Raw genomic sequence first — 23,119 nt, 5'->3', positions numbered from 1 at the left:
ACCCGAGGAGAGCACTCCGGGGGCCCGGTTCCCCGGCCCGGGGGAACCGGGCTCACGGCTACCAGACGTCGGCGCGGTCCGGCACGAGCATCGCCTCCCGGACCGAGTCCCAGCGGACCCGGCCCAGTCCCCCGCCGGTCTCGACGTCCTCGACGACGGCGTCGATGGTGCGGCGGTCGTACTCGTCGGTGAGTTCGACGCCGCCGTCCCGGTAGTCGGAGACCAGCCCGACGACGTACTGGCGCAGGTCGGAGACGCCCCTGCGGGCGGCGGCGCGGGCCTGCTTGTCCCATCGGGCGTCATGCGGAATCCATGACGCGACGACCTCGGTGGGGGTGGGGACGTACTCGTTAGGAGTGGCCATAGGGTCACGGTAACCATGAGGCGGGGAGCACGGGGCCGTTCACCGGATTGTCGGGCCCCCGCCCCGGCCGACGGGGCGGGGGTGCCGGGTCAGGTCTTGCGCAGCCGCACCCGGCTGACCCGGTGGTCGTCGCCCTTGAACAGGACGAGGGTGGCCCGGCCGCGCGTGGGGCGGATGTTCTCCACGAGGTTGACCTCGTTGATGGTCTGCCACGTGTTGGCCGCGAACCCCATCGCCTCGTTCTCGTCGATGGTCGTGGCCATGTGGTGGAAGTAGGAGCGCGGGTCGGAGAAGGCGGTGCGTCGCAGCTCCCGGAACCGGTCCAGGTACCAGCTGCGGACGCTCTCCACCTTGGCGTCCACGTAGATGGAGTAGTCGAAGAAGTCGGCGACGGCCAGGCGTCCGGCGGTCGCGGGCTGGAGCACGTTGATGCCCTCGACGATGAGGATGTCGGGGCGGTGCACGGTCTGCCGCTCACCGGGCACGACGTCGTAGTGCAGATGGGAGTAGACGGGGATGTCGAGGCGGTCCGCGCCGGCCTTCATCTCCGACACGAACCGCACCAGGGCGCGCCGGTCGTAGCTCTCCGGAAATCCCTTGCGGCGCATGAGCCCGCGCGACTGGAGGACCGCGTTCGGGTGGAGGAAGTTGTCCGTACTGACGAGCTCGACGTCCGGGTGGTTGGGCCACTGGGCGAGCAGGGAGCGCAGCAGGCGGGCGGTGGTGGACTTGCCCACGGCGACGCTGCCCGCCACGCCGATGATGAACGGCGACGGCCGGTCGGACTCCCCGAGGAAGGCGCGCACCGCCGCGTGCCGCTGCTGGGTGGCGCCCACGTAGAGGTTCAGCAGCCGCGACAGGGGCAGGTAGATGTCGCGGACCTCGTCGAGGGAGGTGGGGTCGTTGGTACCCCGTAGGTCGCTGAGGTCGGCCTCGGTCAGGGACAGGGGTGTGGAGGCCCGGAGGGCGGCCCAGGCCGCGCGGTCCAGTTCCACGTACGGCGAGGAGATGCCGTTCTTCGTCGCGTGAGACACGGTTGACCACCTTAGACGAGGCGCTCCCCCACTCCGGGCAGCCGGTCCCCCGATTGTCCGGTGGCGGAGGGCGCGGGTGCCCGACACCACACGTTCACGCGGACGACACGCAAGGTTTTTCGCACGGGTTCGCGGCGGTCCGTCCCGACCCCACTCGACGCTCTCCCCCACCCTCCCACCTGCGTGGTATACCCCGCATACACCAAATGGTCTATACCGCCACCTGGGAAAACAATCAGTGGTATGAACCACTGGTTGGTCGATTCCGGACATCTTTTGGCCTACGCTGGCGGCCATGTGCGGAATCGTTGGCTACGTCGGGCCGCAACCGGCGCTAGAGGTCGTCGTGGACGGCCTCGCGAGGTTGGAGTACCGCGGATATGACTCCGCGGGTGTCGCTGTGCTGGGCGAGGGGGCCCTGCGCTCCGAGAAACGGGCGGGCAAACTCGCCAACCTGCGCCAGGCCCTGGAGGACCACCCGGTCTCCGGCGACGGCGCCGGGATCGGTCACACCCGTTGGGCCACGCACGGCGCGCCCAACGACGTGAACGCCCACCCCCACGTCGACAACGGCCAAAGGGTGGCGGTCGTCCACAACGGCATCATCGAGAACTTCGCCGCGCTCCGCGTGGAGCTGGAGGAGCAGGGCTGCAAGTTCCTGTCCGAGACCGACACCGAGGTCTCCTCCCACCTGCTCAGCAAGGAGCTGGAGCGGCGCGGCGACGGCGACCTGGCCGGGGCCATGCGCTCCGTGTGCCGGCGCCTGGAGGGCGCCTTCACCCTGGTGGCCGTCTCCACCGACGACCCGGGCCTGGTCGTCGCGGCCCGCCGCAACTCGCCGCTGGTCGTCGGCCGGGGCGAGGGGGAGAACTTCCTCGCCAGCGACGTGGCGGCGTTCATCGCCCACACGCGTGAGGCGGTCGAGCTCGGTCAGGACCAGGTCGTGGAGCTGCGCGCCGACTCCGTGGTCGTCACCGACTACGACGGCAACCCGGTGGACGTGCGCGAGTACCACGTGGACTGGGACGCGTCGGCCGCCGAGAAGGACGGCTTCGACTACTTCATGCTCAAGGAGATCGTCGAGCAGCCCAAGGCGGTCGCCGACACCCTCCTGGGCCGGGTCTCCGTCGACGGACAGCTCACCCTGGACGAGATGCGGCTGACCCCCGCCGAGCTGCGGTCGGTCGAGAAGATCGTCATCATCGCGTGCGGCACGTCGTACCACGCGGGCCTGATCGCCAAGTACGCGATCGAGCACTGGTGCCGGGTCCCCTGCGAGGTGGAGGTCGCGAGCGAGTTCCGCTACCGCGACCCGATCCTGGACCAGCAGACCCTGGTCATCGCCATCTCGCAGTCCGGCGAGAGCATGGACACCCTGATGGCGGTCCGCTACGCCCGCGAGCAGCGCGCCCGTGTGCTGGCGATCTGCAACGTCAACGGCTCCACGATCCCGCGCGAGTCCGACGGCGTGCTGTACACGCACGCCGGGCCGGAGGTCGGGGTGGCCGCCACCAAGACGTTCCTCACCCAGCTGGCCGCCTGCTACCTGGTCGGGCTCTACCTGGCCCAGGTGCGCGGGATGAAGTTCGGCGACGAGATCAACGCCGTGATCGCGCAGCTGGCCACCATGCCGGAGCAGATCGAACGGGTCCTGGAGACGGTGGAGCCCGTCCGCGAGCTGGCCCGTTCGCTGGCCGACGCCGACACCGTGCTGTTCCTCGGCCGCCACGTGGGCTTCCCGGTGGCGATGGAGGGCGCGCTCAAGCTCAAGGAGCTGGCGTACATGCACGCCGAGGCGTTCGCCGCCGGTGAGCTCAAGCACGGCCCGATCGCGCTGATCGAGGACGACCTGCCCGTGGTCGTCGTGGTGCCCTCGCCCAAGGGGCGCAGCGTGCTGCACGACAAGATCGTCTCGAACATCCAGGAGGTGCGCGCCCGCGGCGCCCGCACCATCGTGATCGCCGAGGAGGGCGACGAGTCGGTGCGTCCGTACTCGGACGTGCTCATCGAGATCCCGGCGGTGCCGACCCTGCTCCAGCCGATCGTCTCGACGATCCCGATGCAGGTGTTCGCGTGCGAGCTCGCCCTGGCCAAGGGCAATGACGTGGACCAGCCCCGCAACCTCGCCAAGAGCGTGACCGTGGAGTAGGCCGGGACGTCTCCGGGTTCGGGGGCGCGTCGCACGGGCAACCCCCGGCGGCGCGCCCCGTTCGCGTACGGGCCCGGGCGGTCAGCGCAGGGCGTGCGCCTCGTGGCTGGCCAGGGCCAGCTCCGCGTTGGCGTGGGTGGGCAGGGTGCCGTACAGGTCCAGGACGTCCAGGATGCGCCTCAGCTGCCGTGGCGGGCTCGCCACCAGCAGGTGGCGCTGGGCGCCGGAGGCGACCCGTACGGCGCCGACCAGCGCGTTCACTCCGGAGGCGTCGATGAACCCCACCCCGGACAGATCGACGACCGTGCAGTGCTCGACCACCGAGGAGGCCAACCGGGCGAACACGCCCTCGGCCGTGGCGATGTCGATCTCGCCCTTCAGGTGGACGACGACCACGCCGTCGCAGCGGAAGCGCTCCTGGTCCGGGTCGGTAACGGCCACGCCTTACTCCCGTGTTCGGGGTCGGTGGGGTCTGCCTGGGGCTGCCGGACAAATACCGACATGCACTGACAGCCTACTTGGCGCGCCCGCTCCCGGAGTCGTGCCGGGCGAGGGCGCCGTCCGTTCGACGCGGTCATCGCGCGGGCTCAGAACGGATCGGAACCGCAGATCGCCCACACGACCTTGCCGTGGTCGTCGAGGGGGCTCCATCCCCATTCGCGGCTGAAGGCCGCGACCAGGCCCAGGCCGCGCCCCGACTCGGCGAAGTGGTGGGCCTCGGAGTTGACCGGACCGTGCGGGCTGGGGTCGGCCACCATGCACACCACCGCGTTCTCCCAGGGCAGCGGCCGCAGTTGGAGCGTGACCCGCGTGCGCTCGGGGCGACCGCCGGCCACAGCGTGCCTACAGGCGTTGCCGACCAGCTCGGAGATGATGAGCCGGACGTCCTCGGAGAGCCAGGGAACACCCCAGGTGGTCAGGTTCGCGGCCCCGAACTCGCGCGCGGAGCGGACCGACTCGGGCACCGCTCCGTAGGCGGCGGCCGCACCACCGGGGACGCATCTGCTCTCCCCGATACCGAGCCCGCCGAGCGAGGGGTCCCACCATCCGGGCCGCGCCGCCTCGGGCGGGCGTGTCCGGGAGGGGCGGCTCCGGGGTATCCGGGAGAGCGGTTCCGAGGGCACCAGCTCTGTGTTCATCACGGTCCTCACGGGTGATGTCGGGTCGCGCGTTCGGGCCTGTGCCACACTCTGCCCCGGCGTGCGAGTTCCTTACAGACGCAAACCACGGATGCACGTGCAGCTCATCGCCCGGCAAGACTATAGGAACACTTGACCCTTTCGGTAGACCCGTTCGCGAAGAATTCGTCCGCGACCCTTCCGGGATTCTCGCCGGTACCCTTCACTGGGGCCCGAAACGGCACACGATCCCCCCTGTTCCGGAAGAACGTCGTCGGTATACTGAGCGGTCGCTCCCGCCAATACCACTCCATAGGGAGGCGAAGTGGTAGCAGACCCAACACCGAACCACCAGGTCACACAGGATTTCCTGGCCAATTCCAGTGGCGGCCCCACGGTGCTGCGCATTCTGCTCGGCACCCAGCTGCGGCGCCTGCGCCAGGAGAAGGGAATTTCCCGGGAGGACGCCGGATACGCCATCCGGGCGTCGCACGCCAAGATCAGCCGAATGGAGCTCGGTCAGGTCAGTTTCAAACACCGGGACGTCGACGACCTGCTGAAACTCTACGGAGTGAAGGAGCCCGAGCAGCGCGAGGCGCTCGTCGGGATGATCTCCAGCGCCAACGCGCAGGGCTGGTGGCACAAGTACGGCGACGTGCTGCCGCAGTGGTTCGGCGTCTACGTCGGCCTGGAGGAGGCCGCGTCGGTCATCCGCACCTTCGAGGTCCAGTTCGTGCCCGGCCTGCTCCAGACGGAGGGGTACGCCCGCTCGGTCATCCAGCTCTCCCGCACGGCCACCTCCGAGGAGGACGTGACCAGTCGCGTGAACATGCGCATGCACCGGCAACGGCGCTTCACCTCCGGTGAGGGTGATCCGCCGCGCCTGTGGGCGGTCATCGACGAGGCGGTCCTGCACCGACCCTTCGGTGGACCCGAGGTCATGCGCGAGCAGGTCGAGCACCTGCTGGAGATGGCCAGCCGGCCCAACATCACCATCCAGATCGCGACGTTCGCCATGGGCGGCCACCCGGCGGCCGGCGGCCCGTTCAGCATCCTGCGGTTCCCCACGCCCCAGCTGCCCGACGTGGTCTACCTGGAGCAGTTGAGCAGCGCCCTGTACTTCGACAAGTTCGACGACACCAGCCGCTACGCCCAGACCATGGACCACCTGGCCACCCAGGCTCCCCTCCCGGGCCAGACCCCGGAGATCCTCCAGGACTTCCTCAAGCGCTACGGGGGCTGATACCGGCCACCCGCCCGGCAGCCACCCGAGGCGCTTCGTCCGGTGCCTGACGCTGCGTGACCCGCCTCCCGCGCGCACCCCGGTACCGCCGTCCGGACCCCCACCGCCCGCGACCCCGTGAACGCCCTGCGTACGCACGGGGTCGCGGGCGTGTCCGCCTTCGGCCACGACTGGGAAACAATCCCGGAACACCGAACCATCGGCGGCTCCGGAGCGTTAGGTCTGACATGCGGTTCCATCGGCGTGCCCACCGCGCGCCACCGGGGGGTTGATTACCGATGCAATCACTGATGCACGTGCATGCACTACGCTGTGGCCTCACAAGGGGACAAAGGGATCACCCGCCAACAAACCGTCTGTCCCTGGACAAGACGGATGGGAGCCGCGTGGGCGGGTCCGGCGTGGACGGCGTTCCGGAGCCGTTCGCGGACACCCCGCCAATCCCCGAACTTCCAGGAGGATGAGGATGCAACCGATCTACAACGGTGTCCCCGCGGACCGGTTGGAGGTCGCATGGACCAAGAGCAGCTGGAGCAACCCGGACGGCAACTGCGTGGAGGTCGCGACCCTGCCCGACGGCGACATCGCCGTCCGTAACTCCCGCGACCCGCGCGGCCCGGCGCTCGTCTACACGCCCGCCGAGATCCGGGCCTTCGTCCGGGGCGCCAAGACCGGCGACTTCGACGCCCTCCTCGACTGAACCGCGCGGCGCCCGGCCGCCGCGCGTCCCGCACCACCGACCCCGGACCCACTCCTCCGCGGACAGACCATTCCGGGACCCGTGTCCGCGCCGTCGGCCCCGTGGTCGACCCCCGTCCCACGGCGGCCTGTTACCGTCCACGACGCGGACACGGACGGAGCCCGGCACCCACCAGGGTGCCGGGCTCCGCTGTTCCCCGCCCTCTCGGAGACGGGCGGGACCACCGTCACAGACGGGTGGGGTCGACCAGACCGTTGGCGCCGACCGGAGCCGACTCCCACGGGAAGTGGGTGGCGCCGAGCGCGGGCTTGAGGTCGAACAGCCAGGCCGCCTTCTCGTCGTACTTGGCGAAGAACGGCTTGCCGACCAGCTCCGGGTCACGGGCCTGGATGAAGTGCAGGACGAAGACCTTCTCTCCCAAGATCTCCGTCACGCCGTCCACACAGACCTTGCCCGGGGTGGCCGACATCGAGGGGCCCCGCACGGTCCGGGCCAGGCCCGAGACCTTCTGGTAGGCGTCCCTGAAGATGTCGTGGGCCTCGGCCAGCGGCACCGCGAAGTAGTCCTGCGGGCCGGTGTCGCGCTCGACGAACATGTAGTAGGGCACCATGCCGTGGCGCAGGTGCGTCCGCCACATGTCCTCCCACGTGGCCGCGTCGTCGTTGATCGTGCGGATCAGCGGCGCCTGGGTACGGATGACCGCCCCGGTCGCGCGGATGCGGCGCACGGCCTCCTGCACGAGCTCGGGCTTCATCTCGTTCGGGTGCGAGAAGTGGGCCATGAACGCGAGGTTCTTGCCCGAGGCCACGACCTTCTCGAACAGGCGGAGCGTGTCGTCCGCGTCCGGGTCGGTGGTGAAGCGCTGCGGCCAGTAGGCCAGCGCCTTCGTCCCGATGCGGATGGCCTCCAGGTGCTCGATCTCCAGCAGCGGCTCGATGTAGCGGGAGATGACCCCCTCGCCCATGATCATCGGGTCGCCGCCGGTGAACAGCACGCTGGTCACCTCGGGGTGCGAGCGCACGTACTCGACCATCTGGTCGATCTCGCCCGACGCGAACTTGAGGTCGGCGTCCCCGACGAACTGCGCCCAGCGGAAGCAGTAGGTGCAGTACGCGTGACAGGTCTGGCCCTGCTTCGGGAAGAAGAGGACCGTCTCCCGGTACTTGTGCTGGATGCCCGGGATGGGCTCCTCGTTGCCCGTGGTGGGCACGTTGAGGTCCATCTGGCCCGCCGGGTGCGGGTTCAGCTTGGCGCGGACCCGGTTGGCGGCCTCGTTGAGCTCCTTGCGACCGGCCCCGGAGCTGATGAGGTCGGCGATCCTGGAGACGTCGTCCGCGGGAAGCATGTCGGCCTGCGGGAAGACCAGGCGGTAGATCGGATCGTCGGGAGCGGCGTCCCAGTCGATCAGCTCGTCGACGACGTAGCTGTTGACTCGGAACGGCAGCACGTTGGCGACCGCCTTGACCGCGAGCTGCTCGTCAGCCGCGAGACCGGCTCGCGCCGTGAGCTCGTCAAGATGTTTCGTCGTGTAGGCACGAAACCGACGTCCAGCGGACGGGGACTGTGCCACGTCTGGCGTTACGCTCACGCCTCTCCTCTCCTGCTGTTGGACAGGGGCCCTCCCCGGAAGGAGGGCAGCCCTGAACGGTGGCTCCGGCTTACGGGTACCGGGCGACCACCTGGGGATGAAAAACCAGTTATCGGCTGTGACCAGAGTGTTGTCTGCGACCCAGCCAGCGAGCGGATATACCCCGTCTAGGGGATTTGTACCCACTCCGCGTCATGTCCAGCCCTGACCTGGACATACAGGAAGTATCCTCGCATGAGTACACGAACCCGCCGTCCGCAGGCAGTGCGGGACCGACCCGATAGCGTGTCACCACACCACCCAGTGCCGCCCCGTGAGGGCTCCCCCGACCCTGCCGTGCGCCCGCGCCGAACCGGGCGAACGGCGGGCCGTCCCGCGCCCCGGCACCAACCGACCGTGTGAGGAAGCTGTGACTGGGACATCCGACGCGGAGGCACCGGCACCGCGTACGTCACCGCCGATCATCGCGGTGGACGCCATGGGCGGCGACAACGCCCCCAGGGAGGTCGTGCGCGGCGCCGTCATGGCCGTCCGCGAACTGGGACTGCGGGTCCTGCTCGTGGGCCGCCGGACCGAGATCGCCGCCCAGCTCGCCGAGGAGGGCGCCCTGCGCGACATCCCGGTGGTGCACGCCGAGGACAACATCGCCATGCACGAGGGGGCCCTGGCCAGCTGGCGCAGGCCCCGCTCCAGCGCGGCGGTGGCCTGTCGGCTCATCCGCCGGGGCGACGCGGACGCCCTGGTCTCGGCGGGGTCGACCGGCGGCATCGTGGCCACGTCCACGGTGCGGCTGCGCACCCAGCCGGGCGTGCTCCGCCCGGCCCTCGCGGTGACGCTGCCGACCGGCCCGGTGCCGACGATCATGCTGGACGCCGGTGCCAACGCGGACGCCAAACCCGAGATGCTGGTGCAGTTCGCGCACCTGGGGTGCGCCTACGCGCAGACCGCGTTCGGAGTGGAACGGCCCCGCGTGGGCGTCCTGACCATCGGCTCCGAGCCGGGCAAGGGCAACAAGCTGATCCGCCGGGCCAGCGAGCTGCTCGCCACCGCCGCCGAGGGGTCGCAGACCCTGGACTTCCGCGGCAACGTCGAGGGCCACGACCTCCTCCTCGGAAAGGTGGACGTGGTGGTCACCGACGGACACAGCGGGAACGTGGCCCTCAAGACCATCGAGGGCACCGCCGCCTTCACGATGAACGCGCTCAAGGAGGCGCTCACGTCGTCCACGATGGCCAGGGCCGGGGCCGTGCTCCAACGCGGCGCCCTGCGCAGGCTCCGTGAGCGCTTCGACAGCGAGACCTACGGCGGTGCCGCCCTGCTCGGTCTCAACGGCACGGTCGTCGTGGCGCACGGGGACAGCGGCCCCGAGGGGATCGCGCACGCCTGCCGGCTCGCCCACGATCTGGCGGGTGGCCGGATAGGAGACCAGATCCGCCGCCGGGTGCCCCACCGCTCGCCGCACTGGCTGCACCGGCGCGCCGAGGAGCGCTGAGCGCCGGGCCTCCTCCGCCACCGGTGTCTCCGGGGCGACCGTCCGGTGGTCCGGACGCCCCTGGCGTCGGCGGCTCGGAGCCCGTGAGCCCGCCGCTCGGAGGTCCGAACCCGGGCCGCCCGGGCGCCCCCGGGTCGGGCAGGCTCGCCCGGGCTCAGACCGGGTCCGGGCCGAAGGCCCGCACGTAGGCCTCCTGCTCCGGGGTCTCCACCGCGTGCGGCGAGTAGTGCGCCCGCACGTAGGCCACCGCCCCCGACGCGGGCACACCGTCCAGCACCGCCATACAGGACAGCGCCGTCCCCGTCCGGCCGCGACCGCCCAGACACGCCACCTCCACCCGCTCCCGGTCCGCGCGCTCCAGGGCCTCCCGGAACCCGGCCAGGGCGTCCGCGTCGTCCCCGGGCAGCCCGAAGTCGGGCCAGCGGACCCACCGCCGGGGCCACGCGATGTCCGAGGGCTCCCGGTCCAGGACGTACAACCCGAAACCGGGCAGCGGCCCCTCCGGCATCGGGTGGCCCACGCCGCGGCCCCGCACCAGACGTCCGGACGGCAGCCTCAGCACACCGGGGTCTCCGGGATTCCACAGCTCGCTCATGCGGGCGAGGCTACCGGCCGGGCCCACCCTCCGTCCCCCGCCGGAAGGACCGTTTGAAACCTGGCGGGAGGGGGATAGGCGGTCGGTAGTCTTAGGGGTATGGCCGACCCGCAGGAAGTACTCTCGCGACGGGTCCAGTCCGCTCTCGGCGCCGCCTTCGGCCCCGAGTTCGCCGACACCGACCCCGTCATCCGCCCGTCCCAGTTCGCTGACTACCAGGCGAACGCCGCACTCGCGCTCGCCAAGCGCCTGGGCCGCAAGCCCCGCGAGGTCTCCGCGGCGATCATGGAGCACCTGGACGTCGCCGACGTCTGCAGAGACGTCGAGGTCAGCGGGCCGGGCTTCATCAACCTCACGCTCCGAGAGGACTGGATCGCCGACCAGACGCGCCAGCTCCTCGACGACCCGCGCGTGGGCGTCCCCGTCCAGGAGCGCCTGAACATCCCCATCGACTACTCCGCGCCCAACGTGGCGAAGGAGATGCACGTGGGGCACCTGCGCACGACGGTGGTCGGCGACTCCCTCGCCCGCACCCTGGAGTTCCTGGGCCACCACGTCATCCGGCAGAACCACATCGGTGACTGGGGCACGCCCTTCGGCATGCTCATCGAGCACCTGTTGGAGGCGGGGGAGGACTCCGACGAGGCCGGGCTCCTCACCACGGACCCCAACGCCTTCTACCAGGCCGCGCGGAACAAGTTCGACGCCTCGGGCGAGGGGCCGGACGACTTCGCCGCCCGCGCCCGCCGCCGGGTGGTCGCCCTCCAGAGCGGCGACGAGGAGACGCTGCGCCTGTGGCGCGAGCTGGTGGGCCTGTCCCGGGTCTACTTCAACAAGGTCTACGCCAAGCTGGGCGTCACCCTCACCGACGAGCACCTCGCCGGTGAGAGCAGCTACAACGCCATGCTCGCCGACGTGTGCGACGAGCTGGAGGCCAAGGGCATCGCGGAGGTCAGCGACGGCGCCCTGTGCGTGTTCCTCGACGGCTTCACCGGCCGCGAGGACAAGCCGGTCCCGCTGATCGTGCGCAAGAGCGACGGCGGCTACGGCTACGCCACCACGGACCTGGCGACCGTCCGGTACCGGGTCGACGACCTCAAGGCCGACCGCATCCTGTACGTGGTGGGCGCCCCGCAGGCCATGCACTTCAAGATGGTGTGGGCCACCGCGCGCGAGGCGGGCTGGCTGCCGGAGAGCGTGGAGACCACGCACGTACAGATCGGCAACGTGCTGGGCCCGGACGGCAAGATCCTGCGGACCCGCAGCGGCGCCCCGGTGCGGCTCGTGCAGCTCCTGGACGAGGCGGTGGAGCGCGCCGCGGCCGTGGTCGCGCAGAACCGCCCCGACCTGGACCCCGAGAGCCAGGCGGAGATCGCCCGCAAGGTCGGCATCGGCGCGGTGAAGTACGCGGACCTGTCGGTCTCGCACGACACCGAGTACGTGTTCGACTTCGACCGCATGCTGGCGCTGACCGGCAACACCGGCCCGTACCTCCAGTACGCGCAGGCCCGTATCCGCTCCATCTTCCGCAAGGGCGGGGTGGACCCCCGGGCGGTCGACGGCACGATCACGGTCTCCGAGGGCGCCGAGCGCGACCTCGCGCTCAAACTGCTGGGCTTCGGCGCGGTGGTGGAGCAGGTCGGCGAGCACCTCCAGCCGCACCGCCTGTCCACGTACCTGTTCGAGCTGGCGCAGTCGCTCACGGCCTTCTACGAGCACTGCCCGGTGCTGACGGCCCCGACCGACGCCGAGCGCGAGTCGCGGCTGGCGCTGGTCTCGGTGGCGCTGCGGGTGCTGGTCCAGGGTCTGGAACTGCTCGGCGTGGAGTCGCCCGAGTACATGTAGCGCGAGCGCGTCTTCGCCGGGAGGGTCGGGGCCGTGGGCCCCGGCCCTCCCTTGTGTGCGCGGGTCCCGGGGCGGGCGAGTCGAAAGTCTCTCCGCAGGTCAGGCGGGAACAAAGGGTTCTGGTCGAGCGTCGGACCTACAGTAAACGGACCAATGACTTATACCGGACACAAAGGGAGATAACGCCCATGACATCCACCCCTGTCGAGTTCGGTCCGGGCCCCGGTACCTGGCACCTCGACCCGCTGCACTCCAGCCTGATCTTCGTCGCCCACTACCTGCGCTTCGGCCGGGTCCAGGGCACCTTCGGCAGCGCCGACGGGCGGATCAACGTGGCGGACGACCCCGCGCGGTCCTCGGTGGAGGTCGTCATCGACTCGGACAGCGTCAACACCGGCGTCAACGCCCGCGACGCCCACCTGCGCTCCGCCGACTTCCTGGACGTCGAACGACACCCGCGTATCCGGTTCACCTCCACCGGCCTGGAACCCGGGCGGAAGCAGAACACCTTCCGCCTCCACGGCGACCTGGAGATCCACGGCACCGCGCTGCCCGTCGCCCTCAACGCCGAGTGGGTGGGCGAGGCCCCCGACTACGCCTCCCCCGACGACACCTACGGACACTTCTTCTCCGCCACGACCCAGATCAGCCTGTCCGACTTCGGCGTCGGCGACGGCGGAGCCACCCCCTGGGGAGGCCGCCTCGTGGGCGACACCGTGGACATCGTGCTGGAGGTCCGCCTCCAGAACCAGGACCCGGCGCCGTTCCTCAAGCAGATCGGGCACACCCCCTGACCCACGGGCCGGGGAGCGTGCCCGATCCGGGCGGTCAGCCCCCGAGCAGGGCCTCGACCTCGACCCGCGAGGCCATCGACGAGCTGGCTCCGTGCCGTCCCACGGAGATCGCGGCGGCGGCAGCGGCGAACTCCATCGCCTCACGCGGTGACCGGCCCTCGGCCCTGGCCACCGCGAACGAGCCGCAGAACGTGTCACCGGCCGCCGTGGTGTCGACGGCCTCCACCCGCCGCGCCGGAACGTGCACCGGCTCCGCGCCCCGGCGACCGTACAGCGAGCCGCCCTCGCCCAGCGTCAGCAGCACCTCGGGCACCCTCTCCAGCAGCGCCGCCAGCGCGGCGCGCGGTTCGGTGTGCCCAGTGATGGCGGCGGCCTCGTGCTGGTTGGGCACGAGCACGTCGACGTCGGCCAGGAGCCCGTCCGGGAGCTCCCGCGCGGGCGCGGGGGTCAGGTAGACCGGCACCCCCACGCTCCGGCCGAGCCGGGCACCGGCCTCCACCGCCTCCATGGGCAGTTCCAGCTGGAGCAGCAGGGCCGCGGCACCGGCCACCCGTTCACGGTCCCCCTCCACCGCTCCGGCTTCGGCGTTGGCGCCCGGCACGACGACGATCCGGTTGCCGCCCCGACCGTCCACGACGATGTGCGCCACCCCGGACACCCCCGGCACCGTGCGCAGACCGGACACGTCGATCCCGGCCGCCACCAGGTTGGCGCGCAGCTCCTCCCCGAAGGAGTCGTCCCCGACCGCCCCGAGAAAGGCCACCTCCGCCCCGGCCCTCGCGGCGGCGACCGCCTGGTTGGCGCCCTTGCCCCCGGGCACCTGACGGAAGTCCGTGCCGGTGACGGTCTCGCCGCCGTTGGGCACGGTGTCCACGTAGGCCACCAGGTCCATGTTGACGCTGCCGAGGACGGCCACGCGCGGCACGGCGCTCACTTCGCTACCCACTTCACTGTCGGTTGTCCGTTCACTTCTTGGGCCGGTCCACCGGCTGGCTGTCCGCGCCGTCGAGGGCGACGATGACGGGCGCGTGGTCCGAGGCGCCCTTGCCCTTGCGCTCCTCGCGGTCGATGCTCGCCCCGGTCACCCGCGCCCTGAGGGCGGGCGAGGCCAGCACGAAGTCGATCCGCATGCCCCGGCGCTTGGGGAAGGCCAAACCCTTGTAGTCCCAGTAGGTGTAGACACCGGGGCCGGGCGTGTACCCGCGCACGACCTCGGCGAACCCGGCGTCGACCAGACCGGTGAAGGCCGAGCGCTCGGGCTCGGTGACGTGGGTGAGGCCCTCGAAGGCGGCCATGTCCCACACGTCGTCGTCCTGCGGGGCGATGTTGAAGTCGCCGACGTAGGCGATCTGCGCTTCGGGGTCCTCGGCCAGACGCGCGGCGCCCGCCCGGCGCAGCGCCTCCAGCCAGCGCAGCTTGTACGCGTAGTGGGGGTGGTCGATCTCGCGACCGTTGGGCACGTACAGGCTCCACACCTGGACGCCGCCGCAGGTGGCGCCGATGGCGCGGGCCTCGGGCTCCTCCGGGTCCCCGTATCCGGGCTGGCCGGGGAAGCCCACCTGGACGTCGGCCAGGCCCACGCGCGAGGCGATCGCGACCCCGTTCCACTGGGAGAGCCCGTGGTGGGCCACCTCGTACCCGCGGTCGGTGAGGACCGACGCGGGGAACTGGTCGTCGCGGGCCTTGGTCTCCTGGATGGCGAGGACGTCGACGTCGCTCCGGTCCAGCCAGTCGCCGATCCGTTCGGCCCTGGCGCGGGCACTGTTCACATTCCATGTCGCGATACGCACAGCCAAAGGCTAGAGGATCGCGCCGACGGCCCGCTCCGACCTGGCCGGACACGTGCGTCTGGCGGGGTACCGACATGATGAACCCCGGTGCGGCCGTCCTCCGCACCGGGGTTCGGCGACTACCGGCACAGGCTCGGTTGGTTTCCGTCGCGCTTCGTTGGACGGCCCGACCCCCCGAACGGTTCGCATTGTGCGCGAGGTTTTTGTGATGGAGCGGGGGCTCCGTCCACTCGGCGCGCTCCGGGACTGTCACCGGCGACGGATACGGTGATCGGATGGCCATGCCCCACCCTCGCCGCGACGCCGAGATCTCCCTGCCCCAGGCCCGTCGGATCGCCCTGGCCGCCCAGGGCTTCCACGATCCCCGACCGGGTTCCGCCCCCACGCTCGCCCACCTGGCGCGCGTGGTCCGCCGCGTGGGCCTGCTCCAGATCGACAGCGTGAACGTGCTCGCCCGCAGCCAGTACCTGCCGGTGTTCGCGCGGCTCGGCGCCTACCCGCCCGAGCTCCTGGACCGCGCCACCACCACGAGCGTGGGCGACAGCCCGGCCCGGCTGGTCGAGTGCTGGGCGCACGAGGCCAGCCTGGTACCGCCCTCCACCCACCGCCTCATGCGGTACCGGATGGAGCACAACCGCGCCCAGGCGAACGTGGGGTGGATGAACGGCGTCCGCGACGAACGGCCCGAACTGCTGAGGGCCGTGCGCGAGGAGGTCGCGCGGATCGGTCCGGCCACCGCCCGCGAGGTCGAGGCGGCCCTGGCCCACGACGCCCCCCGCGCCAAGGACCACTGGGGGTGGAACTGGTCCGAGGTCAAGAAGTGCCTGGAGTACCTGTTCTGGATCGGCGACCTCACCTCCAACGGTCGCAACTCCCAGTTCGAGCGCCGCTACGACCTGCCCGAACGCGTGCTCCCCGCCCAGGTGTACGCGCTCCCGCACCCCACCCCGGACGAGGCGCACCGCGCGCTGGTCTCCATCGCCGCCCGGGCGCACGGGATCGCCACCGAGCCCGACCTGCGCGACTACTTCCGGCTCAAGGCGGCCGGGTCGCGGGCGGCCGTCGCCGACCTCGTGGACGCGGGCGAGCTGGTGCCGGTGAGCGTGCGCGGCTGGGACCGCCCGGCCTACCTGCACCGTGACGCGCGGGTGCCCCGGCGGGTGGACGCCCGCGCGCTGCTCAGCCCCTTCGACTCCCTGGTGTGGACCCGCGACCGCGCCGAGGAGCTGTTCGGCTTCCGCTACCGCCTGGAGATCTACGTGCCCGCCGCCAAGCGGGTGCACGGCTACTACGTGCTGCCGTTCCTGCTCGGCGACGACCTGGTGGCCCGCGTGGACCTCAAGGCGGACCGCGCCTCGGGCACCCTGCTGGCCCGGCGGGTCACCCTGGAGGCGGACGCTCCGGCCGACACCATGCCCGAGCTGGTCGAGCAGTTGGAGGAGATGGCCGCCTGGCTCGGGCTGGAGAACGGCGTCGGCGGCGAGGGCCTGACCCACCCCGTCCGCTGACGACGGGCCGCGCGCTCCTCGTGAACGCGCGGCCCGTGCGGAAGCGACACGCGACGAGGACGCGTCAGCTTTCGGGCAGCGGCGAGAACCCCTCCATCGCGGCGGCCGCGCGCAGGCCCTTGTCGAACACCGCACACGACGTGCATCCCGGGTCGGCCGACCGGACCGCCTTGGCGGTCGCGAGCTGCATCGCGTCATAGGCCCTGAGCCCGTGTACGGCTGTTAGCCGGACCGCCTCCTCCAGGATCTCGGCGGTGACCCTGACCGCCGCGAAACGCCGCTCCTCCCCCGGGGCCCCGAAGTAGTCGGCTTCGAACTCCGCCACCAGAATCCGGGTGTCCTCGGCTCCCAGCTCTCCCACGCGATGCTTGCGCCACAGCGCCGCCGGAACCTCGACTCTGGTCAGCTGGGACACCACCAGAGGTGCCTCGATGGCGCGGATCTCGTCGCTTCCGTGCTCGTCCGCGTAGAGCTTGACCACGGCGGACGTGTCGGCGAAGACGCTCACTCACGTCCTTCTTCCACGAAGTCCTCCAACGGGGTCCCCCCGCCGGCCGCGCGGCGGGCCCTCTCGACCGCGGCACGGCTGGGCCGGGTGCGCGGCGCCCCGGACACGTCCAGGAATCCAGCCTGCGCGAGCTTGGCCCGCACCGCCTTGGCCTCGTCACTCTCCAGATCCGGATCGGTGACCGCGCGCATCACGCGGGTGACGTACTCGTTCAGGCTGACACCTCGCCGCTCAGCGGAGCACTTGACTCTGCGCATCAGCTCTTCATCGGCTCTCCACGTCATCTGACTCATGACGCCATCATAGATGCATGCATGCCTGCATCCAAGGTCGGCGAGGATGACGACGGGCCGCGCGCTCCTCGTGAACGCGCGGCCCGTGCGGAAGCTCCCGGACTCAGACCCGTTCGACGATGGTGACGTTGGCCTGGCCGCCGCCTTCACACATGGTCTGGAGGCCGTAGCGGCCGCCCGTGCGGTGCAGCTCGTTGACCAGCTTGGTCATCAGGATCGCTCCGGTGGCGCCCAGCGGGTGGCCCAGGGCGATGGCGCCACCGTTGGGGTTGACCTTCGCCGGGTCCGCGCCCAGCTCCTCGATCCACGACATCGGCACCGGGGCGAACGCCTCGTTGATCTCCGTGACGTCGATGTCGTCGATGCCCAGCCCGGCCTTCTCCAGGGCGATCCGGGTCGCCGGAATCGGCGCGGTGAGCATGTAGACCGGGTCGTCGCCGACCAGCGACAGCTGCACCACGCGGGCGAGCGGGGTGAGCCCGTGGCGCTCCACGGCGCGCTCGGAGGCGATGAGCAGTGCGCCCGCGCCCACGGAGATCTGGCTGGCGATCGCGGCGGTGAGCTCCCAGCCCTCACGCAGCGGCTTGAGCCCGGCCATCTTCTCCAGGGTGGTGTCCGGGCGCACGCCCTCGTCCCTGGCCACCCCGGCCAGGGGGGCGATCTGCGCGTCGAAGTACCCGGCCTCCTGCGCGGCGGCGGCCCGGCGGTGGCTCTCCAGCGCGAACTCCTCAAGCTGCTCGCGCTTGTAGCCCCACTTCTCGCACATCAGCTGGGCGCCGCGGAACTGGGAGATCTCCTGGAACCCGTACCGCTCGATCCAGCCCTGCCCGTAGAGCGGAAGGTCGTTGTCGAGGGCGAACTGGACGTTGGCTCCCATGGGGACCATGCCCATGTTCTCCACGCCCGCCGCCACGACGAGGTCCTGGGTGCCGGACATGACGCCCTGGGCGGCGAAGTGGAGGGACTGCTGCGAGGAACCGCACTGGCGGTCGATGGTGACGGCGGGGACCGACTCGGGCAGCCCGGCCGACAGCCACGCGGTGCGGGCCAGGTCCAGGGCCTGGGGGCCCGCCTGGCTGACCACGCCCATGATCACGTCCTCGACCGCGGCGGGGTCGACCCCGGTGCGCTCGACGAGCTCCTTGAGGACGTGCGCGCCCAGGTCCGCCGGGTGCACGGCGGCCAGGGCACCCTTCTTCGTGCCGACGGGGGTGCGCACCGCACCGACGATGTAGGCCTCAGCCACTGGGTCCTCCAAGGGGCGTGGGATGTGACGTCCTATAGAACCGAACTGTATTCGGTTATGGCCTCCTGGCAACCCCCCGGCCCCGCCTTGCGCCGCGCCCGCCCGGATCGCGGCCGGTCAGTCCGTACCGTGCTCGCGACCGCCCCCGCGCCCCGCGCCTCCCTGGTCCCCGAGCGTGGTCCCGGTGACCCGCTCCAGGACGTCGAACACGTCCGGGTGCTCGTCCGGGCCGAAGTCGGAGAGCAGCGACCGCAGCGCCGTCCGCTGCGCCTCGTACAGGTGCCGCACGGCGTCCTCGCCGCGCCAGTTGAGTTCCCACGGCTCGGTGTCGTCGGCGAGGTAGCCCGCCTCCAGCAGTTCCCGGTGGGTGTCGGCCCACCGGGAGGCGTCCAGCCCCGACATCCGGACCAGCTCGTCCACGGTGAGGGCGCCCCGCACCCCGATGTGGCTCAGCGCCCAGCAGGCCTCGGTCGAGACCTCCAGACCGGCCGCTTCGCGGAGCCGTGCGTACATGGTCTCCGTGCCCTCGGCCCCGCAGGCCGCGTAGATCTCCCGCTCCACCTGGTCCATCGCGCTGCGGCCGGGGGCGGCCACCGGGGCCACGGTCTCGTCGAGGTCCGGGGTCCTGATGGTCGTCCGCAGCACGTCCTGCCGCAGGAAGAGGGCGAGCACGAGGCCGACCAGGGCCACCGGCACCGCGCACAGGAACACGGTGTCGATGGCGTCGGCGTAGACCTCCAGGAAGCCCGCCTGCGCCTGGGGCGGCAGGCGGTCGATGGCCCCGGGGTCGCTCTCCAACGAGGCCGCGTCCACGCCCGGCGGGAGGTCGAGACCGCCCGCCCGCGCGGCCAGGTCCGAGGCGAGCTGCCCGGCGAAGACCGCCCCGAACACCGCCGTGCCGAAGGAGCCTCCCACGGACCGGAAGAAGGTCGCCGAGGAGGTCGAGACGCCCAGGTCGTCGTAGGAGGAGGCGTTCTGCACCACCAGCACGACCACCTGCATCACCAGGCCCAGCCCCGAGCCGAGGACGAAGAAGTAGACGCCCATCTCCCACAGCGAGCTGTGCGGTCCCATACCGGACATCAGGTACAGCCCGAGCGCGGTCAGCGCCATCCCCGCGATGGGGAAGACCTTGTAGCGGCCGGTCCGGGTGACCAGACGGCCGCTGGAGATCGACGTGATGAGCATCCCGGTGACCATCGGAAGCAGGTGCAGTCCCGACGCGGTGGGCGAGAGTCCGTGCACGACCTGGAGGAAGAGCGGGAGGAACGCCATCGAGCCCATCATCGCGAAGCCCACGCAGAAGCCGATCGCCATGGCGACCACGATGGTCGGGTTGCGGAACAGGCTGAGCGGCATCACCGGGTCCTGGGCCCTGCGGGCGGTGGACCACCAGCCCACGCCGAGGACCACGGAGGCGGCTGACAGGGACAGGATCTGCCAGGACGTCCAGCCGTAGACGCCACCGCCCCAGGAGGCCACCAGCGTGAGGCAGACGGCCGTGGCGGCCAGCAGCACGATGCCCGCGTAGTCGATGTCGCGGCGGCCGACCGGGCTCTGTCTCGGCAGCACGGCCAGCACCGTCAGGAAGGCGACCAGCCCCAGCGGAAGGTTCACGTAGAACACCCACCGCCAGGAGAGGTGGTCCACGAACACCCCGCCCAGCAGGGGCCCGGCCACGCTGGAGACCCCGAAGACCGCCCCGAACAGGCCCTGGTACTTGCCGCGTTCCCGGGGTGAGACGACGTCGCCGATGATCGCGGAGGCCAGCACCATGAGCCCGCCACCGCCCACGCCCTGGAGCCCGCGTGCCAGCACCAGCTGGAGCATGTCCTGGGCCAGCCCGCACAGCGCGGAGCCCACCAGGAAGATCGCGATGCACAGGAGGAAGAGGTGCTTGCGCCCGAACTGGTCGCCGAGCTTGCCCCAGAGGGGGGTGCTGGCGGTGACGGCGAGGAGGTAGGCGGTGATCACCCATGACAGGTGGTTGAGGCCGCCCAGGTCGGAGACGATCGTGGGCAGCGCCGTGGACACGATGGTCTGGTCCAGCGCCGAGAGCAGGACGGCCAGCATGAGGGCGGTCATGATCAGCGCGATCCGCCCCCCGGGTGACGCGCTCTGGTCGGCGGGGCTGTGGGTCATCGGATCGCCTCCCGGGGTCGGCCGCCCGACTCCTCGCGGCCCGGCTGCTGGTCCACCCTAGGAACCCCGGCCCGCGCCTTTCCGGGGGAACCGCCCGAGGGCCCCGGAACTTTGCCCCGGCTTGCCCCCGTACTTCAAAACCGAACGCGGTTCGGTTACCGTGTGGGAACACAGTGATCCCCGACACCTCCGGAGCTGAGCATGAAGCGGGAACTCTTCGACGCCGACCACGACCTCTTCCGCGCATCGGTGGCCGAGTTCCTCAGGCGGGACGTGGTCCCCTTCCACGACCAGTGGGAGAAGGACGGCATCGTGCCGCGCGAGGTGTGGGTGCGGGCGGGCGCCGTGGGCCTGCTCGGCCACGGGGTCCCCGAGGAGTACGGCGGCACCGGCCTCGACGACTACCGCTACAACCAGATCGTCAACGAGGAGATCTGCCGCGCACACGCCAGCGGTCTCGGGATCACCCTCCAGAACGACGTCATGGCCCCCTACATGGTCGGCCTGACCACCGACGAGCAGAAGCGGCGCTGGCTCCCCGGCTTCGCCAGCGGCGAGCTGATCACCGCCATCGCCATGACCGAGCCCGGCACCGGCAGCGACCTCCAGGGCATCCGCACCTCCGCCGTGCGCGACGGCGACCACTTCGTCGTCAACGGCAGCAAGACCTTCATCACCAACGGCGTCAACGCCGACCTCGTCATCGTGGTCTGCCAGACCGATCCCGACGCCGGGGCGCAGGGATTCTCGCTCATCGCCGTGGAACGCGGTGCCGCCGGGTTCGAGCGCGGCCGCAACCTCGACAAGGTCGGCATGAAGGCCCAGGACACCGCGGAGCTCTTCTTCGACGACGTCCGTGTCCCTGCGGCCAACCTCATCGGCACCGAGGGGCAGGGGTTCATCCACCTGCTCCAGAACCTGCCGCAGGAGCGGCTGTCCATCGCCACCTGCGCGGCCGCCTCGGCCGACCACGTCCTCCAGCACACGATCGAGTACTGCCGTGAGCGGACCGCCTTCGGACGACCGATCGGACGGTTCCAGAACACCCGTTTCGTCCTGGCCGAGTTGGCCACCGAGGTGGACCTGGCCCGCACCTACGTGGACCGCGGGGTCGAGCTGCTCAACAAGGGCGAACTCACCGTCGAGGACGCCGCCAAGGCCAAGTGGTGGACCACCGAGATGTGCAACCGGGTCATGGACCGTTGCCTCCAGCTTCACGGCGGGTACGGGTACATGATGGAATACCCCGTGGCACGGGCCTGGCAGGACTCCCGAGTCCAGACGATCTACGGTGGCACCACCGAGATCATGAAGGAGATCGTGGGCAGGGGCCTGGGCCTGTAGCACCCCCGAACCCCGAAGGGACCCCGTCGTGAGCGGATCGTGGGACGGCCTCATCGTGATGGGCCTGCTGGTGGTGCTGTTGGTCATCGCCGTGCGCAAGCTCCGGCCCAGAATCCACATCCCCTGGGCGACCAGCGGCATCGTCGTGTTCTTCGTCTTCGTGTGCCTGCTGCTGTGGGCCAACTCCTACCGCTGAACGCGGTCGCGCGGAACGCACCGAGGGCCCGCCTCCCCGTGTCGCCGGGGAGGCGGGCCCTCCGGCGTCCGGGGGGATGGACGGGCCCGGCGCACGGTCCAAAGGCGGGTGAGGACCGTGCGGGTGGACCCGACCGTGATGGTCTCGGGGCGGGTGCGGCTCAGGGGGCGTACGGGTCGAAGTCGATCCCGTCGGGCAGGGCCCGGGCCAGCGCGTCGGAGAACCGCTCGTCCTTGAGGTCGAGCTGCGCGGCCCCGTAGTCGGCGGCCACGAAGATCTCCCGGATGCCCTCCGGGTAGCCGTCCCAGCCGACCAGGTCCGGGTACTGCCACTCGCCGTAGTGGTTCTCGGGCGGGTCGTCGTGGCCCGCCGCGAACCGGAACGCGTGGGTCGAGGGGCCGTCCTTGTGGTAGACGATCTTGGGGTGCGTGCCCTCCCACAGCACGTCCTCGGCGGGGCGGGTGTCGTAGCCGCCGTGGGCGGAGGCGGACACGTACCGGGCCTCGTCCTCCAGCACCCACACGACGACGTGTTCCAGGTCGTGTCGGTGCCCGCAGCAGCCGTGCATGATCTGGTCCTTCTCGAAGTAGAGCGCGTACATGTACGCGCACCACCCGCCGTCGCAGCTGGCCCGTGAATACGAATTGGTGTTGTCGAGGTCCGACTGGTCCCGGCAGTTTCCGTTCAGGGCACCGGTGGTCTTGAGACCTTCGGCGACGGTTCCGTCCGGCCCGATGGCGGGCGTGGAATAGCAACCGTCCGTGTCGTAGTCGAAGGCGGGCTGCCATTTCGCCTCGGCCTCGGTGGAATGGGCCGGAAGGGCGGGTGGAGGTGCCGCGAAGGCGGGCGCCGCCGCCGCGACCACCAGGGCAAGGGCACCGAGGAGGGCGGCTCCACCGCGCAGACCGGAACGCACCGGCGGGCGAGGCGACCCCGGGAACCTCCTGGGACTTTGTCCCACATTTCCCCACGGGGAACCCGGAACCACTTCCACACCGCGTTCACGCAATGCGCGCACCACCATTCCCCGAACCGGTCATATCCTTTACCACTGGATAAAGTAACCAACCGACTACAGACAAACAAGGTGGGTTCGCGGCCTTTTTTTGCCGGCCGGAAACAGGTTTGCCGCGACACTGTCCCCGACCAGCGAAAAAGGGCTCCGAACGT

22 protein-coding genes are annotated in these 23,119 nt (G+C 70.8%); 9 read left to right on the top strand and 13 right to left on the bottom strand.

Annotation, left to right across the window (positions count from 1 at the left end; genetic code table 11):
- Positions 1–58: 58 nt before the first annotated feature.
- Complete coding sequence (locus tag ACFYL4_RS07275) at positions 59–364, bottom strand: hypothetical protein (protein ID WP_357768512.1); 306 nt, start codon at positions 362–364, stop codon at positions 59–61.
- An 89-nt stretch (positions 365–453) separates the two neighbouring features.
- Positions 454–1,359 (bottom strand): type I pantothenate kinase, encoded by a 906-nt coding sequence (gene coaA, locus ACFYL4_RS07270; RefSeq protein WP_357768525.1) that lies wholly within the window; start codon positions 1,357–1,359, stop codon positions 454–456.
- A 334-nt stretch (positions 1,360–1,693) separates the two neighbouring features.
- Between coaA and glmS the strand changes: the two genes are divergently transcribed.
- Positions 1,694–3,547, top strand: coding sequence for a glutamine--fructose-6-phosphate transaminase (isomerizing) (gene glmS / locus ACFYL4_RS07265; RefSeq protein WP_387517128.1), 1,854 nt, complete (start codon positions 1,694–1,696; stop codon positions 3,545–3,547).
- Between the two features lie 81 nt (positions 3,548–3,628).
- Here the strand turns inward: glmS and ACFYL4_RS07260 are convergent, their stop codons facing one another.
- On the bottom strand, positions 3,629–3,988 hold the full coding sequence (locus ACFYL4_RS07260) for an STAS domain-containing protein (protein ID WP_357768508.1): 360 nt from the start codon (positions 3,986–3,988) through the stop codon (positions 3,629–3,631).
- A 146-nt stretch (positions 3,989–4,134) separates the two neighbouring features.
- On the bottom strand, positions 4,135–4,686 hold the full coding sequence (locus ACFYL4_RS07255) for an ATP-binding protein (protein ID WP_357768506.1): 552 nt from the start codon (positions 4,684–4,686) through the stop codon (positions 4,135–4,137).
- A gap of 304 nt (positions 4,687–4,990) precedes the next feature.
- On the opposite strand from ACFYL4_RS07255, the gene ACFYL4_RS07250 reads away from it, so the two are divergent.
- Positions 4,991–5,908 (top strand): helix-turn-helix domain-containing protein, encoded by a 918-nt coding sequence (locus tag ACFYL4_RS07250; RefSeq protein WP_387517126.1) that lies wholly within the window; start codon positions 4,991–4,993, stop codon positions 5,906–5,908.
- A gap of 466 nt (positions 5,909–6,374) precedes the next feature.
- Positions 6,375–6,608, top strand: a complete 234-nt coding sequence (locus ACFYL4_RS07245; protein ID WP_357768502.1) for a DUF397 domain-containing protein — start codon at positions 6,375–6,377, stop codon at positions 6,606–6,608.
- 226 nt (positions 6,609–6,834) lie between these two features.
- On the opposite strand, the gene ACFYL4_RS07240 is transcribed toward ACFYL4_RS07245, so the two are convergent.
- On the bottom strand, positions 6,835–8,178 hold the full coding sequence (locus ACFYL4_RS07240) for a lysine 2,3-aminomutase (protein ID WP_357768523.1): 1,344 nt from the start codon (positions 8,176–8,178) through the stop codon (positions 6,835–6,837).
- Between the two features lie 427 nt (positions 8,179–8,605).
- Here ACFYL4_RS07240 and plsX point away from each other — a divergent pair, with 427 nt between their 5' ends.
- Positions 8,606–9,688 carry a phosphate acyltransferase PlsX gene (gene plsX, locus ACFYL4_RS07235; RefSeq protein WP_387517123.1) on the top strand — a complete coding sequence of 361 codons (1,083 nt, stop codon included), beginning with the start codon at positions 8,606–8,608 and terminating at the stop codon, positions 9,686–9,688.
- Positions 9,689–9,842: 154 nt separating this feature from the next.
- Here plsX and ACFYL4_RS07230 read toward each other — a convergent pair whose 3' ends face one another.
- Complete coding sequence (locus tag ACFYL4_RS07230; RefSeq protein WP_387517121.1) at positions 9,843–10,283, bottom strand: protein-tyrosine phosphatase family protein; 441 nt, start codon at positions 10,281–10,283, stop codon at positions 9,843–9,845.
- 99 nt (positions 10,284–10,382) lie between these two features.
- Between ACFYL4_RS07230 and argS the strand changes: the two genes are divergently transcribed.
- Together argS and ACFYL4_RS07220 are read left to right on the top strand one after the other, a co-directional pair.
- Positions 10,383–12,128 carry an arginine--tRNA ligase gene (gene argS / locus ACFYL4_RS07225; RefSeq protein WP_387517119.1) on the top strand — a complete coding sequence of 582 codons (1,746 nt, stop codon included), beginning with the start codon at positions 10,383–10,385 and terminating at the stop codon, positions 12,126–12,128.
- Positions 12,129–12,316: 188 nt separating this feature from the next.
- The gene (locus tag ACFYL4_RS07220) at positions 12,317–12,922 is read left to right on the top strand and encodes a YceI family protein (protein WP_387517117.1); all 606 of its coding nucleotides are present in this window, start codon (positions 12,317–12,319) and stop codon (positions 12,920–12,922) included.
- 34 nt (positions 12,923–12,956) lie between these two features.
- On the opposite strand, the gene ACFYL4_RS07215 is transcribed toward ACFYL4_RS07220, so the two are convergent.
- Positions 12,957–13,868 (bottom strand): ribokinase, encoded by a 912-nt coding sequence (locus ACFYL4_RS07215; RefSeq protein ID WP_387517115.1) that lies wholly within the window; start codon positions 13,866–13,868, stop codon positions 12,957–12,959.
- Between the two features lie 19 nt (positions 13,869–13,887).
- On the bottom strand, positions 13,888–14,712 hold the full coding sequence (locus ACFYL4_RS07210) for an exodeoxyribonuclease III (protein WP_357768490.1): 825 nt from the start codon (positions 14,710–14,712) through the stop codon (positions 13,888–13,890).
- A gap of 275 nt (positions 14,713–14,987) precedes the next feature.
- On the opposite strand from ACFYL4_RS07210, the gene ACFYL4_RS07205 reads away from it, so the two are divergent.
- Positions 14,988–16,220 carry a winged helix-turn-helix domain-containing protein gene (locus ACFYL4_RS07205; RefSeq protein ID WP_387517113.1) on the top strand — a complete coding sequence of 411 codons (1,233 nt, stop codon included), beginning with the start codon at positions 14,988–14,990 and terminating at the stop codon, positions 16,218–16,220.
- A 64-nt stretch (positions 16,221–16,284) separates the two neighbouring features.
- On the opposite strand, the gene ACFYL4_RS07200 is transcribed toward ACFYL4_RS07205, so the two are convergent.
- The 4 genes from ACFYL4_RS07200 to ACFYL4_RS07185 form a co-directional block, all read right to left on the bottom strand.
- Positions 16,285–16,728: a type II toxin-antitoxin system VapC family toxin gene (locus ACFYL4_RS07200; protein WP_387517111.1), complete on the bottom strand. Its 444-nt coding sequence runs from the start codon at positions 16,726–16,728 to the stop codon at positions 16,285–16,287.
- Positions 16,725–17,021 (bottom strand): toxin-antitoxin system HicB family antitoxin, encoded by a 297-nt coding sequence (locus ACFYL4_RS07195; RefSeq protein WP_357768485.1) that lies wholly within the window; start codon positions 17,019–17,021, stop codon positions 16,725–16,727. Before ACFYL4_RS07195 ends, ACFYL4_RS07200 begins: the two co-directional genes overlap by 4 nt.
- Positions 17,022–17,124: 103 nt before the next feature.
- Positions 17,125–18,267 (bottom strand): acetyl-CoA C-acetyltransferase, encoded by a 1,143-nt coding sequence (locus ACFYL4_RS07190; protein ID WP_357768483.1) that lies wholly within the window; start codon positions 18,265–18,267, stop codon positions 17,125–17,127.
- A gap of 117 nt (positions 18,268–18,384) precedes the next feature.
- Positions 18,385–20,409: an MDR family MFS transporter gene (locus ACFYL4_RS07185; RefSeq protein ID WP_357768481.1), complete on the bottom strand. Its 2,025-nt coding sequence runs from the start codon at positions 20,407–20,409 to the stop codon at positions 18,385–18,387.
- A gap of 201 nt (positions 20,410–20,610) precedes the next feature.
- Here ACFYL4_RS07185 and ACFYL4_RS07180 point away from each other — a divergent pair, with 201 nt between their 5' ends.
- Together ACFYL4_RS07180 and ACFYL4_RS07175 are read left to right on the top strand one after the other, a co-directional pair.
- Positions 20,611–21,753, top strand: coding sequence for an acyl-CoA dehydrogenase family protein (locus ACFYL4_RS07180; protein WP_357768479.1), 1,143 nt, complete (start codon positions 20,611–20,613; stop codon positions 21,751–21,753).
- A gap of 28 nt (positions 21,754–21,781) precedes the next feature.
- On the top strand, positions 21,782–21,949 hold the full coding sequence (locus tag ACFYL4_RS07175; protein ID WP_184366419.1) for a hypothetical protein: 168 nt from the start codon (positions 21,782–21,784) through the stop codon (positions 21,947–21,949).
- 160 nt (positions 21,950–22,109) lie between these two features.
- On the opposite strand, the gene ACFYL4_RS07170 is transcribed toward ACFYL4_RS07175, so the two are convergent.
- Complete coding sequence (locus ACFYL4_RS07170) at positions 22,110–22,865, bottom strand: NPP1 family protein (protein ID WP_387517107.1); 756 nt, start codon at positions 22,863–22,865, stop codon at positions 22,110–22,112.
- Positions 22,866–23,119: the final 254 nt, after the last annotated feature.

Source organism: Nocardiopsis sp. NPDC006938, assembly GCF_042869555.1.
Lineage (GTDB): Bacteria > Actinomycetota > Actinomycetes > Streptosporangiales > Streptosporangiaceae > Nocardiopsis.
Note: the sequence above shows the minus strand (reverse complement) of the source record. Positions and strands in the feature narration are given on the sequence as shown.

What these genes read in the sequence shown, in the direction of transcription:
- ACFYL4_RS07275 (WP_357768512.1), bottom strand. Translation starts at nt 364, where the DNA reads ATGGCCACTCCTAACGAGTACGTCCCCACCCCCACCGAGGTCGTCGCG.
- glmS (WP_387517128.1), top strand. Translation starts at nt 1,694, where the DNA reads ATGTGCGGAATCGTTGGCTACGTCGGGCCGCAACCGGCGCTAGAGGTC.
- ACFYL4_RS07255 (WP_357768506.1), bottom strand. Translation starts at nt 4,686, where the DNA reads ATGAACACAGAGCTGGTGCCCTCGGAACCGCTCTCCCGGATACCCCGG.
- ACFYL4_RS07245 (WP_357768502.1), top strand. Translation starts at nt 6,375, where the DNA reads ATGCAACCGATCTACAACGGTGTCCCCGCGGACCGGTTGGAGGTCGCA.
- ACFYL4_RS07230 (WP_387517121.1), bottom strand. Translation starts at nt 10,283, where the DNA reads ATGAGCGAGCTGTGGAATCCCGGAGACCCCGGTGTGCTGAGGCTGCCG.
- argS (WP_387517119.1), top strand. Translation starts at nt 10,383, where the DNA reads ATGGCCGACCCGCAGGAAGTACTCTCGCGACGGGTCCAGTCCGCTCTC.
- ACFYL4_RS07220 (WP_387517117.1), top strand. Translation starts at nt 12,317, where the DNA reads ATGACATCCACCCCTGTCGAGTTCGGTCCGGGCCCCGGTACCTGGCAC.
- ACFYL4_RS07205 (WP_387517113.1), top strand. Translation starts at nt 14,988, where the DNA reads ATGGCCATGCCCCACCCTCGCCGCGACGCCGAGATCTCCCTGCCCCAG.
- ACFYL4_RS07195 (WP_357768485.1), bottom strand. Translation starts at nt 17,021, where the DNA reads ATGAGTCAGATGACGTGGAGAGCCGATGAAGAGCTGATGCGCAGAGTC.
- ACFYL4_RS07185 (WP_357768481.1), bottom strand. Translation starts at nt 20,409, where the DNA reads ATGACCCACAGCCCCGCCGACCAGAGCGCGTCACCCGGGGGGCGGATC.
- ACFYL4_RS07180 (WP_357768479.1), top strand. Translation starts at nt 20,611, where the DNA reads ATGAAGCGGGAACTCTTCGACGCCGACCACGACCTCTTCCGCGCATCG.